Genomic DNA, 11,471 nt, shown 5'->3' with positions numbered 1-11,471 from the left:
GCGCCTCGAAGAACCTCGCCTTCAGCACCTCAAAACCCATGATCCCCGCAACTCCCTGAACTCCAGGGTGTTGCGGGGATCAGTAGAACCGGCCCGCGAAGGCCGGTGCACCGTCGTGCGTGCGGGCTCAGACGTCGAGCTGGTCGGCCACCGCGCGCAGCAGGCCGGCGATCTTCGTGCCGTGCCCCCTGTCGGGGTAGCGGCCGCGCTCCAGCATCGGGGTGATGTTCTCCAGCAGGGTCGTGAGGTCCTGCACGATCGAGGCCAGCTCGTCGGGCTTGCGGCGCTGCGCGGCCGCGACCGAGGGCGCCGGGTCCAGCACCGTCACGGAAAGCGCCTGGTCACCGCGCTGCCCCGCCACGACTCCGAATTCGACGCGCTGGCCGGGCTTGAGCGCGTCGACCCCGGCCGGGAGTACCGACGAGTGGACGAAGACGTCACCGCCGTCGTCGCGGGAGAGAAAGCCGAAGCCCTTCTCACTGTTGAACCACTTGACCTTGCCGGTAGGCACGTCCGTCCTCTGTCCTTGTGCTCGTCGGGGTCCGGTACGCCGCGCAGCGGCTCCGGATAACAGCGCAGCGGGTCATGGTGACCCGCTGTATCCAGGCTAGTGGGCGATCGACAGGTGACAAGACGTTCCCCGGTCCTTCGCCGGCTCTTCGCTGTCGGCTGCTTCGGCCAGGGAACTACCCTGGTGGGGTGACTGTTACTCCTCATGCAGACGAAGCACGGCCCGGCGACGGCCTGGTGCGCGCCGGTGGCATCGTGTTCATCGTCGGCGCCGTGGCCACCCTCGTGACGATGGCCCCGCTGTTCCTGCACACCGACCCGTTCCCGTCGTACGCGTGGGCCGTGTGCATGCTGATGGGCGTCGGCTTCGCCGTCTCGGCCATGGGCGTGCTGCGCTCGGCGGCGGCCCAGCGCCGGGCCGCCCGCGCCTCCCAGGCCTGAGCCGCCCGTCCCGGCGTCCGCGGATCAGACCGGCTGCGTGCGGACGTACTCCGCGAGCCACTGCGGCAGCGCGGTGAGGTCCGCCAGCACCACGTCCGCGCCCGCCTCCCGCAGTTCCGGCTCGGGGCACGGGCCGGTCGGGACCGCCACCGACAGCGCGCCGGCCGTACGGGCACCGCGTACGTCGCCCACGTGGTCGCCGACGTAGACCTGGGCCCCGTACTCGCGCAGCGCGCCCGCCTTGGCCTCGGCCCACAGCCAGCCGACGACCGCGTCCGGCTCGATGCCGAGGTGCGCGAGGTGCAGCCGGGCGTTGGGCTCGTGCTTGGCCGTGACGACGATCGCGCGGCCGCCGAGCGCCTGGACGGCCTTGATCGCCTCGCGGGCGCCGGGCATCGCGGGCGTCGGCTCGATGGCGTAGGTGGGGTAGATCTCCCGGTAGCGGTCGGCCATGGCGTCGATCTCCGACTCCGGAAACCAGTACGCGAGCTCCTCGGACAGCGGCGGCCCGAGCCGCGTGACCGCCTCGTCGGCGTCGATGAACGTGCCCGTCTCGACGGAAAGCGCCTGGTAGGCAGCCTTGATGCCGGGGCGCGAATCGATGAGGGTCATGTCGAGGTCGAACCCGACGGTCAGCTGGGCGGACGCGGCGGGCACGGTGGGGGTCTCGGAGCTCATACGGCCATTGTGCCGAGCGGGGGCGGACGGCCGGGAACGCGGACGTGCCCTCGCCTTGCCGGGAGGTGAAATGCGGGCCCCGGCCGGACACCCCCTAACGCCGGCGGGAGCGCCAGGCCAGGTACAGGGCCGAGGCGACGGCCGCGCCCCTGGCCAGCCAGGGCCACATGCCCTGGAAGACCCCGCCCAGCCCCTCGTCCGTGAGCGGCGCCCCCCAGCGCCCCTCCAGCCGGCCCCACAGCCACACCACCGCGCCCGCGAACACGGCCCCCGGCAGCCCGAAGACGACCCACTTGCGCTCGGCGGGCCCCAGCACCCGCGAGGCGTACGCCAGCAGCCAGCCGCCGATCAGCAGCAGCCAGGACCCGGTGACCGCGCCCGCGACGAGCACGGCCGCGGCCAGCAGCAGGAAGGCGTGCGGCTTCGGGCGCGGGGCGGCGCCCGCCGCGGGTGCGGACCCGGGATCCGCCGCGGCCGCGGCCGACTTGGCCTGCCGGCGCTTCTTCAGGAACCGTACGAGGCCCCGTACGCCGGATCCGGCCGCGGCATCGGAGCCCGCGCCGGCCGGACCCGCCGCGGGCTCCGGCTTCTCCTCCACCGGCTTCCTGAACAGCTCCGGGATCTCCACCCCGCCCGCGAAGCCCTCCACCTGCGGCCCGTCGCCGTACGGCCCCGGTGCCACCCGCCACCAGTCGGGTTCCGCCCCGCCGTCGGCGCCGAGTTCGTCGAGCCCGGCCAGGTGCGGCGGCGCGGGCGCGCTGTCCGCCCGGCGCGGCGGCGGCACCGCCTTGCGGCGCAGCCGGCCGGGCCCCCGCTGGGCCGGCACCGCCGGGACGGGATCGGGGGCCGCGGCCGACGCCGGGGCCGGGGACGCGCCCAGGCCGTCGAGGACTTCCTCCGGCGTACCGATCCGCTCCAGGATGCGGCGTACGGCCGCCGGGGTCTGCGGCTCGTACTTGGCGCGCCGACGGTCGATCTCGTCCCGCAGCCCCGCCACCAGCCGCATCCGGTCCCCGGAGGACAGCTGCCGCCGCTGCGCCAAGTCCCCGACCCGGCTCAGATATTCGTAGACCAGATGGTCGCTCTCGATCCCCATGTCCGGCTCCTCCCGTACCACCCATCGGAAAGGTAGCGCGTGCGCCCGTGGAGCGGCCGAGGGCACAGCGGATACCGTTGGCCGGATGGGGACCGGCCGACGCGACCATGGAGGCGACCGTGCCTGAGCCAAGCAGCGCTGCGGGAAGCGCCACAGCGAGCAACGCCCCGCGCTCCCTCGCCGAGGCGCTGCGCGCCCGCGACGACGAGTCGCTCGCCGCCCTGCTGCGCGCACGCCCGGACCTGCTCGGCCCGGTGCCGGGCGATATGACGCAGCTGGCCACCCGGGCCGGCACCCGGGCCTCGGTGGTCCGCGCCCTGGACCGGCTCGACCGGTTCGCGCTGCAGACCGCGGAGGCCCTCGCGGTGGCCCCGGACCCGTGCCCGTACCCGGTGCTGGAGTCGCTGCTGGCCGGGGAGCACGGCGCCAGCGGCGAGGACAACGGTGCCCGCGCCGAACTCCCGCGCGCCCTGGCCACCCTGCGCGACCAGGCCCTGGTCTGGGGCGACGACGAGCGGCTCCGGCTGGTCCGCACCGCCCGCGAACTGCTCGCGCCGTCCGCCGGCCGGCCCTCGCCCACCGGCCTCGGCCCGACCGTCGCCGAGGCCACCGCCGGGATGTCGCCGACCCGGGTCCAGGAGATCGTGGCGGCCGCCGGGCTGCCGGCCACGCACGATCCGGTGTCCGCCGTGACCGCGCTGACCGGCCTGTTCACCGATCCGGAGCGGATGTCGGCGCTGCTGGACGAGGCTCCGGCGGAGGCTCACCAGGTACTGGGGCGGCTCGTGTGGGGGCCGCCGTACGGGGAGGTCACGCCGAACCCGACCGCGCCCGTGCGCTGGCTGCGCGACCGCGGTCTGCTCCTGCCGGCGTCGGCGCGGACCGTCGTACTGCCCCGCGAGGTGGCGCTGCACCTGCGCGGCGGCCTCGCGCACCGGGTGACGGAGCCGGTGGCCCCGGCGGTGCCCGCGGACCGGGAGCACCGTCCACAGCTTGTGGACGCCAATGCGGCCGGGCAGGCGCTGGCCGCACTGTCCACCGTCGAGGAGCTGGTGAAGTCCTGGGAGCACGCCGGGCCGCCGGTGCTGCGGGCGGGCGGGCTGTCCGTACGCGACCTGAAGCGGACCGCGGCCACCCTGGACGCCACCGAGGCGACGGCCGCGTTCTGGATCGAACTCGCCTACGCGGCCGGGCTGCTGGCCGGCGACGGGGAGGCGGACGAGCGGTACGCGCCCACCCCCGCCTTCGACGACTGGCTCGAACTCCCACCCGCCGAGCGGTGGTCGGTGCTCGCCGCGGCCTGGCTGCCGGCCACCCGCACCGCCGGCCTGGTCGGCGATCAGGACTCCAAGGGCCGCACCCTGTCCGCGCTGGGCCCCGAACTCGACCGCTCCGCCGCCCCCGAGGTGCGCCGGCGCGTCCTCGAACTTCTCGCCGCCCTGCCCGAGGGCGGCTCCGCCGACCCGGACGTCCTCCTCGCCCGGCTCGCCTGGGAGCGCCCCGTACGGGGGACGAGCGCGCTGCGCGCCCACCTCGCCCGGTGGACGCTCACCGAGGCCGAGGTGCTCGGCGTCACCGGGCGCGGCGCGCTCGCCGGGCCCGGCCGCGCGCTGCTGGAGCACCGCGACCCGGCGCCGCTGCTGGCACCGCTGCTGCCGGAGCCCGTGGACCACGTACTGCTCCAGGCCGACCTGACGGCAGTGGCGCCCGGACCGCTGCGCCGGGCGCTCGGCGATGTGCTGGCCGTGCTCGCGGACGTGGAGTCCAAGGGCGGGGCGACCGTCTACCGCTTCACGCCCGGCTCCGTACGCCGGGCCCTGGACGCCGGGCGGACCGCCTCCGACCTGCACGCCTTCCTCGCCGAGCACAGCATCACCCCGGTCCCGCAGCCGCTGGCGTACCTGATCGACGACGTGGCCCGGCGGCACGGGCACCTGCGGGTCGGCGCGGCGTCCTCGTACGTGCGCTGCGACGACGACGCCATGCTGAACGAGATCCTGGCCGACAAGCGGTCCGCCGGGCTGGGCCTGCGGCGCCTCGCCCCGACCGTGCTGGCGGCGCAGGCCGAACCGGGCGCCCTGCTCGACGGGTTGCGGGCGATGGGCTATGCGCCGGCCGCGGAGTCCCGTACCGGCGACGTGCTGGTCGCCCGGGCCGACGCCCACCGCACCCCGGTGCGTTCGGCGCCGGTCCCGGTGCCGGACGGCCCGCCGGTACCGGACGCGACGCTGCTGGGGGCGGCCGTACGGGCCATCCGCGCGGGCGATCTGGCGGCGACGGCGGTACGCAAGGAGCCGGGGGCGGGATCGGCTTCGGCAGCGCCGGCGGCGGCGGGCGAACTCCCGCGCACGAGCGCGGCGGAGACCCTGGCCACGGTGCAGGCGGCCGCGCTGACCGGGTCGGCGGTGTGGATCGGGTACGTGAACGCGGACGGGGCGGCGAGCCAGCGGGTCATCGACCCGGTCCGGGTCGAGGGCGGCTTCGTCACCGGGTACGACCACACGGCGGACGAGGTCCGCACGTACGCGCTGCACCGCATCACGGGGGTGGCGGAACTGGCGGAGGAGCACCTGTAGCCGCGCCGTGGACCCGGGAGCGGGCCCGCCTCGGTCTCGACCACCCCCCGGCTGGCACCGTCGCCACCACGCCGACGGGTTCGTCCGCGCGCACCGGAGCCGTGCCCGCGCGCGGGAAAACGGCTGGCCGCACGGGTTTTCACCCCGCACCCTGACTCCATGCACGAAACGAAGACGCACCCGCCCGTACCGACGCCGGACCGGCAGATCCGCGCGGCCCACACCGACACCACGGTCACCGTCTACCAGGCGTACGCGCCCCGGCTGGGGGTGCCCGCGGCGCGCGACGGCCGGTTCCCGCCCGCCTGGAAGCGGGAGCGCATGACGTGGATCAAGCCGTCGTTCCTGTGGATGATGTACCGCTGCGGCTGGGCCACCAAGGCCGACCAGGAGACGGTGCTGGCCGTCGAGATCACCCGCGAGGGCTTCGACCACGCGCTGCGCCACGCCTGCCTGTCCCACTTCGAACGCGGCACGCACACCGACCGGGAGGCCTGGCAGCAGGCCCTGCGCGACTCCCCCGCCCGCGTCCAGTGGGACCCGGAGCGCGACCTGCACCTGAACCCGCTGGCCCACCGCTCGCTCCAGCTGGGCCTGTCCGGGCCGGCCTCGCGCGCGTACGCCGACGAGTGGACGGTCTCCATCCGCGATGTGACCCCGCTGGCCCGGGAGATCCACGGCCTGGTCCGCTCCGGCGACGAGGCCGCTGCGCGGGCTCTGCTGCCCATGGAGACCCCGTATCCGGCGGGCTCGCTGGAGCACCTCGGCGCGTAGCGGATCCACGGCGCGAAAAGCGGAATGAGAAGTCTCGTTTCCCCAGCTCAGAGGGGCTGAAGGGGCCTCCGGCGCCTGTTGCACAGCGGTGACATACGGGCGATGGATTGGGGATCCCCGGTATGTGAAGATCAGTTCATCGCAGCAGCGGCCGAGGAAATGCGAACCGGCCCGGGAGCGACACCCCGCACCACCCGGCCCGGCGCTCTGCCACGGCCCCGTACGTCTTCTCCACCTCCGCCGTGCCCTCTCTGCCCTCTCTGCCTTCTCTTGCCTTCCGCCGGCCGCCGCCGCTCTGCGCCGCTCGCCTGCCCTTCTTGATTCCTTGGGGGGAGTCCACCATGTCCGCTCGCACCGTCACCCGTCGCACCTTCCGCTCCGCGGCCGCGACCGCCGTCGTCGCCGCCGTCGCCGGTACCGTCCTGATGCCGCTGTCGGCTTACGCCGCTCCGGCCGCCGACAACCAGCACGCGCTGAAGATCACGCTGGGTGCCCCGGCGCCGAGCGGCCCGCTGACCCGCGGCGGCGCGACGGAGACGTTCGAGCTGACGGTGACCAACCCCTCGGACAAGGCCTCCTCCTTCCACCCCTGGATCCTCGGCACGCCGGCCGGTGCGAGCCCGATCCAGCGCGACGACGTCGTCTACAAGGTCGAGCCCGTCAGCGCCCCGGCGACCAAGTACTCCGTAGGCTCCCAGGACGGCGGCTGGCAGGGCCTGTTCCAGCCGGCCGACAAGCCGGCCAGCGAGGGCTTCGAGGTCCCGGCCGGCGGCAAGCTGACCTGGAAGGTCACCCTCGGCCTCGGCAAGAACTACCCGACCAACGACGGCGACTTCAAGATCACCGCCACCAGCTACAGCGCCGAGGTGGCGGACGGCGGCGACGCCTCCCTGACCTTCAAGGCGGACCCGGCGGTCAAGACCGGCAAGCTGGAGACCTCCTTCAAGAACATCGGCGACTGCAAGGGCGTTCCGGCGCTCCAGTGCCGGGAGATGGACCTGAGCTACCGGGTCACCGGCGACGGCGAGTTCAACACGGCGCTCCACTCCTGGCTGGACTTGGACTTCGGCTCCCACGTCGGCGTGCCCAACCTCCAGCTGTGGACGCTGGTCGACGGCAAGTGGGAGGGCCTGAGCACCGCCGACCCCTACAACTTCATGCTGCCGACGATCCCGAAGGGCTTCAGCGCCGCCTCCGGCGAGCGCGTCCTGCACCTGCGGGCCTCGTTCGGCCCGAACACGGACTTCAAGAAGGCCACCGACGTCACCCTGCACGCGGGTGTCAGCCTCTCCGAAGGCAACACCTACGAGTTCGCCGGCGCCGACACGAAGTTCCAGCTCACCCCGCCCCCCGCGACCACGTCGCCGTCGCCGACCCCGAGCAAGTCCGCCAGCACGCGGCCGTCCGCGAGCCCGTCGCCCTCGGCCTCCGCCACCACCGTGGTCGCCGCCGCCAACACGAACACCAAGGCCACCGGCTCCACCGGCTCCCTCGCGCACACCGGCGCCGACTCCAACACCGGCCTGTACTCCGGCCTGGCCGCCGCCCTCGTCGCCCTCGGCGGGGCCGCCGTCTGGCTCGGCGCCCGTCGCCGCCGCACCGTCCGCGGCTGATCCTCGGCACCCAGGCACACCGCAGGGGCCGGCACACCACGTGCCGGCCCCTGCGGCGTTGCGCCCCACCCGCCTCACCGGGCGGCGAGATCCCGCGCGTTGTGCGCCTCCGCGAGCGGCTCCAGCCGGAACCCGTCCCCGTCGAGCCCGAGCGGCACGTCGAACCCGTCCGGCACAAAAGAAGGTCGATCATCCATCCCCCGACCCTACGAGCGCCCCCGGCCGCCGTCGGCAGGATTTCCGCCCCACCCCGCCGCCGCACCCCGCCGCCGCAGAACCGCCCCGCCCGTGCGGGGATACGGCAGACTGGAGGTTTGGCCGTCCGCGTCCGGGCAGCCACCCCACGCCGGAAAGGGACGTTTGTGAACGGGCCTCTCATCGTCCAGAGCGACAAAACACTTCTTCTCGAGGTCGACCACGAGCTCGCCGGCGCCGCGCGCCGGGCCATTGCCCCCTTCGCCGAGCTCGAGCGGGCCCCCGAGCACATCCACACGTACCGGATCACCCCGCTCGGCCTGTGGAACGCCCGGGCCGCGGGGCACGACGCCGAGCAGGTCGTCGATGCGCTCGTCGAGTTCTCCCGCTACCCCGTCCCCCACGCACTGCTCGTCGACGTCGCCGAGACCATGGCCCGCTACGGCCGCCTCACCCTCTCCAAGCACCCCGTCCACGGGCTGGTCCTGACCAGCACCGACCGGCCGGTGCTCGAGGAGATCCTGCGGTCGAAGCGGATCGCCCCGCTCGTCGGGGCCCGGCTCGACCCCGACACGGTGGCCGTGCACCCCTCCGAGCGCGGGCAGATCAAGCAGACCCTGCTGAAGCTGGGCTGGCCGGCCGAGGACCTCGCCGGGTACGTCGACGGCGAGGCGCACGCCATCGACCTCGTCGAGGACGGCTGGGCGCTGCGGCCGTACCAGCAGCAGGCCGTCGAGGGGTTCTGGCACGGCGGTTCGGGCGTGGTCGTGCTGCCCTGCGGCGCCGGCAAGACACTGGTCGGCGCCGGGGCCATGGCGAAGGCCAAGGCGACCACGCTGATCCTGGTCACGAACACCGTCTCGGCCCGGCAGTGGAAGCACGAGCTGGTCAAGCGGACCTCGCTCACGGAGGAGGAGATCGGCGAGTACTCCGGCACCCGCAAGGAGATCCGGCCGGTCACCATCGCCACGTACCAGGTCCTGACGACGAAGCGGAAGGGCATCTACCCGCACCTGGAGCTGTTCGACTCCCGGGACTGGGGCCTGATCCTCTACGACGAGGTGCACCTGCTGCCGGCGCCGGTGTTCAAGTTCACCGCCGACCTCCAGGCCCGCCGGCGGCTCGGCCTGACCGCGACGCTGGTCCGCGAGGACGGCCGCGAGTCGGACGTGTTCTCGCTCATCGGCCCGAAGCGGTTCGACGCGCCGTGGAAGGAGATCGAGGCGCAGGGCTACATCGCCCCGGCGGACTGTGTCGAGGTCCGCGTGAACCTCACCGAGTCGGAGCGGCTCGCGTACGCGACCGCCGAGACGGAGGAGAAGTACCGCTTCTGCGCGACGACTGCGACGAAGCGGAAGGTCACCGAGGCGCTCGTCGCCAAGCACCGGGGCGAGCAGACGCTGGTCATCGGCCAGTACATCGACCAGCTCGACGAACTCGGCGAGCACCTGGACGCGCCGGTCATCAAGGGCGAGACCTCCAACGCGCAGCGGGAGAAGCTCTTCGACGCCTTCCGCGAGGGCGAGATCAGCGTGCTGGTGGTGTCGAAGGTCGCGAACTTCTCCATCGACCTGCCCGAGGCCACGGTCGCGATCCAGGTGTCCGGCACCTTCGGCTCCCGCCAGGAGGAGGCGCAGCGCCTGGGCCGCGTGCTGCGCCCGAAGGCGGACGGCCACGAGGCGCGGTTCTACTCGGTCGTCGCGCGCGACACGATCGACCAGGACTTCGCGGCGCACCGCCAGCGCTTCCTCGCCGAACAGGGCTACGCCTACCGGATCATGGACGCCGACGAACTCCTGACGACGGACTGACGGACCGACCGACTCCCCGCGTAGTGCCCGACCCGGGCACTACGCTGGGAGGGACGCATGTGGCAAGGAGAGACGCATGACGCATCAGGAGATCTACGCGGTCCTCTACACGGAGTCGGCGGGCCACGACCGGGACCGGCTGGACCCCGCGCGCCGCGCCTCGTTCGACAAGGCCGTCGACATCCTGGCGCGCGACCCGTACACCGAGCTGTCGCGGCCGATAGGGGCGGGCGAGCAGGATCGCGAGATCCGGCTCACCTCACAGATCGTGGCCGAGTACGTGGTGTCGCGCGGGCGCCTGCTGCTCGTGGTGTTGAGGATCTTCGACGACGCGGACATCCTGCTGCCCGAGGGGTGACCTCCGTACGGGGACCGGGACCGGGACCAGGACGAGGTCCGGCGCCGGGTCCGGGCGGCGGCGGGTCGCCGCCGTGCGGGCCAGGAGGGCGAGCAGCGGGACGGACCAGACCCACAGGTGCGGCCAGTCCGGCAGCAGGGCCCGGCCGGAGGCGGGCAGGTACCGGGCCCAGAACTCGGCGGAGGCCTGTGGGAGGACCAGCATCCCGAGCAGGGCGGTGCCGGCGAAGGCGCCCAGCGCCGTCAGCCCGGCCCGGATCCGGCGGGTCAGCAGCAGGTACGGGATGAACAGCGCCGGGGTCAGGGTGATCCCGGCGGCGGTGCCCAGCGCGAAGCCCTTGCCGAGCGCGGCGCGGGGCCGGCGCAGGTCCCACAGGACCAGGCAGGCGAGCGCCAGGTTGATCTGCCCGGCGAGCAGGCTCTGGAACAGCGGCTCCACCCACAGCCCGGCGATGGTGGCGGCCAGGACGGGACCTGTCCGGGCCCGCAGTCCCACGAGGCGGCAGGACATCAGGATCAGCAGGGCGAGCAGGCCGGCGTTGCCGAGGACGAAGACGGCCTTCAGGACGCCGGCGGGCAGCCAGGCGGCCGGTGTGAACAGGATCGCCGCGAAGGGCGGGTACGCGGCGGGAGGGCGCCACTCGGCGGCGCAGAACCCGTCGACGAGGCCGTCGGCGATCGGGATGCGCAAGGCGATGCCGAGCACGCCGAGCACGAGGAGCGGGCCCGTGACCAGCACGCCGGCAAGGGGCGACGGCGGGGGGCTGGGATGGGTGCTCCGGGTCACGCGCGTGACCCTAGTGGATCAGCGCAGTGGCGCTGCCGGTATCCGGCCAGGTCGCTGCGCGGCGTGGACGGGTACCACTCGCGGCGCGTACGCGGAGTACGGCCCGTACGGCGCGACGGGTACATCCACCGGGCCGGACCGGGCCCCTGGCCCCTCGGCTTCCCCGGCGGAGCCGGAGCAGGCGGCGGTCCGGGCGGTCAGCGGCGTATGACGCCCGCGTCCTCGGCGTACTCGCCCAGGACGACGACGCTCACGGCGGCCGTCGCGAAGACCTTCGCCGCGCGCAGGACGTCGCCCACGAGGTGGCGGGGAGGGGAGGCGGAGGTGGCGGTGGCGCCGCTCGGGCAGCCGCCCTGGATTGGGGTGAAGGTTGCGGTGCTCATGTATCCATGGTGCGTTTTCGCCCCGGATTTCACATCGCCCTGGGGGTGGAACCGCAGGGCCTCCCGCGTCCTCCTCCCGACCCATGGCGCCCCCTAGTGGCTCTGCCCGAGGTCTGACACTCCCCGGTATGACACCCGTACGGACGTCCCGCCCCGCAGCGACTTCCGTCCCGGTATATCCGGTCGCGCCCCGCCCGCGCACTGACTACAATCTCCGCTCTTGCCGCCTCCCGCCGCCATTTCGGGGAGA

General features: G+C 73.8%; 12 protein-coding genes. 6 read left to right on the top strand and 6 right to left on the bottom strand.

The annotated features are described in order from the left end of the window. Positions 1–127: 127 nt before the first annotated feature. The gene (locus tag AB0I68_RS24790) at positions 128–511 is read right to left on the bottom strand and encodes a cold-shock protein (protein WP_363179533.1); all 384 of its coding nucleotides are present in this window, start codon (positions 509–511) and stop codon (positions 128–130) included. 188 nt (positions 512–699) lie between these two features. On the opposite strand from AB0I68_RS24790, the gene AB0I68_RS24785 reads away from it, so the two are divergent. Next, the gene (locus AB0I68_RS24785) at positions 700–951 is read left to right on the top strand and encodes a hypothetical protein (protein WP_363179532.1); all 252 of its coding nucleotides are present in this window, start codon (positions 700–702) and stop codon (positions 949–951) included. Between the two features lie 24 nt (positions 952–975). Here AB0I68_RS24785 and AB0I68_RS24780 read toward each other — a convergent pair whose 3' ends face one another. Both AB0I68_RS24780 and AB0I68_RS24775 read right to left on the bottom strand, forming a co-directional pair. Beyond that, positions 976–1,629 (bottom strand): HAD family hydrolase, encoded by a 654-nt coding sequence (locus AB0I68_RS24780; RefSeq protein WP_363179531.1) that lies wholly within the window; start codon positions 1,627–1,629, stop codon positions 976–978. Positions 1,630–1,723: 94 nt separating this feature from the next. Beyond that, positions 1,724–2,725, bottom strand: a complete 1,002-nt coding sequence (locus AB0I68_RS24775) for a hypothetical protein (RefSeq protein ID WP_363179530.1) — start codon at positions 2,723–2,725, stop codon at positions 1,724–1,726. Between the two features lie 119 nt (positions 2,726–2,844). Between AB0I68_RS24775 and AB0I68_RS24770 the strand changes: the two genes are divergently transcribed. From AB0I68_RS24770 to AB0I68_RS24760, 3 genes are all read left to right on the top strand, one after another. Then, positions 2,845–5,301 carry a helicase C-terminal domain-containing protein gene (locus AB0I68_RS24770; RefSeq protein ID WP_363179528.1) on the top strand — a complete coding sequence of 819 codons (2,457 nt, stop codon included), beginning with the start codon at positions 2,845–2,847 and terminating at the stop codon, positions 5,299–5,301. Between the two features lie 159 nt (positions 5,302–5,460). Continuing rightward, positions 5,461–6,075, top strand: a complete 615-nt coding sequence (locus AB0I68_RS24765) for a DUF4291 domain-containing protein (protein ID WP_363179527.1) — start codon at positions 5,461–5,463, stop codon at positions 6,073–6,075. Positions 6,076–6,416: 341 nt separating this feature from the next. Continuing rightward, the gene (locus AB0I68_RS24760; protein WP_363179526.1) at positions 6,417–7,688 is read left to right on the top strand and encodes an LPXTG cell wall anchor domain-containing protein; all 1,272 of its coding nucleotides are present in this window, start codon (positions 6,417–6,419) and stop codon (positions 7,686–7,688) included. A gap of 74 nt (positions 7,689–7,762) precedes the next feature. Here AB0I68_RS24760 and AB0I68_RS24755 read toward each other — a convergent pair whose 3' ends face one another. Continuing rightward, positions 7,763–7,885 (bottom strand): hypothetical protein, encoded by a 123-nt coding sequence (locus tag AB0I68_RS24755; protein ID WP_363179525.1) that lies wholly within the window; start codon positions 7,883–7,885, stop codon positions 7,763–7,765. A 165-nt stretch (positions 7,886–8,050) separates the two neighbouring features. Here AB0I68_RS24755 and AB0I68_RS24750 point away from each other — a divergent pair, with 165 nt between their 5' ends. Further along, positions 8,051–9,694 (top strand): DNA repair helicase XPB, encoded by a 1,644-nt coding sequence (locus AB0I68_RS24750; protein ID WP_363179524.1) that lies wholly within the window; start codon positions 8,051–8,053, stop codon positions 9,692–9,694. Between the two features lie 76 nt (positions 9,695–9,770). Beyond that, the gene (locus AB0I68_RS24745; RefSeq protein WP_363179523.1) at positions 9,771–10,052 is read left to right on the top strand and encodes a hypothetical protein; all 282 of its coding nucleotides are present in this window, start codon (positions 9,771–9,773) and stop codon (positions 10,050–10,052) included. On the opposite strand, the gene AB0I68_RS24740 is transcribed toward AB0I68_RS24745, so the two are convergent. Both AB0I68_RS24740 and AB0I68_RS24735 read right to left on the bottom strand, forming a co-directional pair. Further along, entirely contained in the window at positions 9,954–10,838 is an 885-nt protein-coding gene (locus tag AB0I68_RS24740; RefSeq protein WP_363179522.1) for a glycosyltransferase family 87 protein, read from the bottom strand. The two genes, AB0I68_RS24745 and AB0I68_RS24740, sit on opposite strands and share 99 nt — an antisense overlap. Positions 10,839–11,035: 197 nt before the next feature. Next, a complete protein-coding gene (locus AB0I68_RS24735; RefSeq protein ID WP_363179521.1) occupies positions 11,036–11,221 on the bottom strand; it encodes a hypothetical protein in 186 nt (61 codons plus the stop codon). Positions 11,222–11,471: the final 250 nt, after the last annotated feature.

It is taken from the genome of Streptomyces sp. NPDC050448, assembly GCF_040655295.1.
GTDB lineage: Bacteria > Actinomycetota > Actinomycetes > Streptomycetales > Streptomycetaceae > Streptomyces.
Note: the sequence above shows the minus strand (reverse complement) of the source record. Positions and strands in the feature narration are given on the sequence as shown.

Coding starts and splice junctions, on each gene's coding strand:
- AB0I68_RS24775 (WP_363179530.1), bottom strand. CDS start 2,725: ATGGGGATCGAGAGCGACCATCTGGTCTACGAATATCTGAGCCGGGTC.
- AB0I68_RS24735 (WP_363179521.1), bottom strand. CDS start 11,221: ATGAGCACCGCAACCTTCACCCCAATCCAGGGCGGCTGCCCGAGCGGC.
- AB0I68_RS24780 (WP_363179531.1), bottom strand. CDS start 1,629: ATGAGCTCCGAGACCCCCACCGTGCCCGCCGCGTCCGCCCAGCTGACC.
- AB0I68_RS24765 (WP_363179527.1), top strand. CDS start 5,461: ATGCACGAAACGAAGACGCACCCGCCCGTACCGACGCCGGACCGGCAG.
- AB0I68_RS24755 (WP_363179525.1), bottom strand. CDS start 7,885: ATGGATGATCGACCTTCTTTTGTGCCGGACGGGTTCGACGTGCCGCTC.
- AB0I68_RS24745 (WP_363179523.1), top strand. CDS start 9,771: ATGACGCATCAGGAGATCTACGCGGTCCTCTACACGGAGTCGGCGGGC.
- AB0I68_RS24760 (WP_363179526.1), top strand. CDS start 6,417: ATGTCCGCTCGCACCGTCACCCGTCGCACCTTCCGCTCCGCGGCCGCG.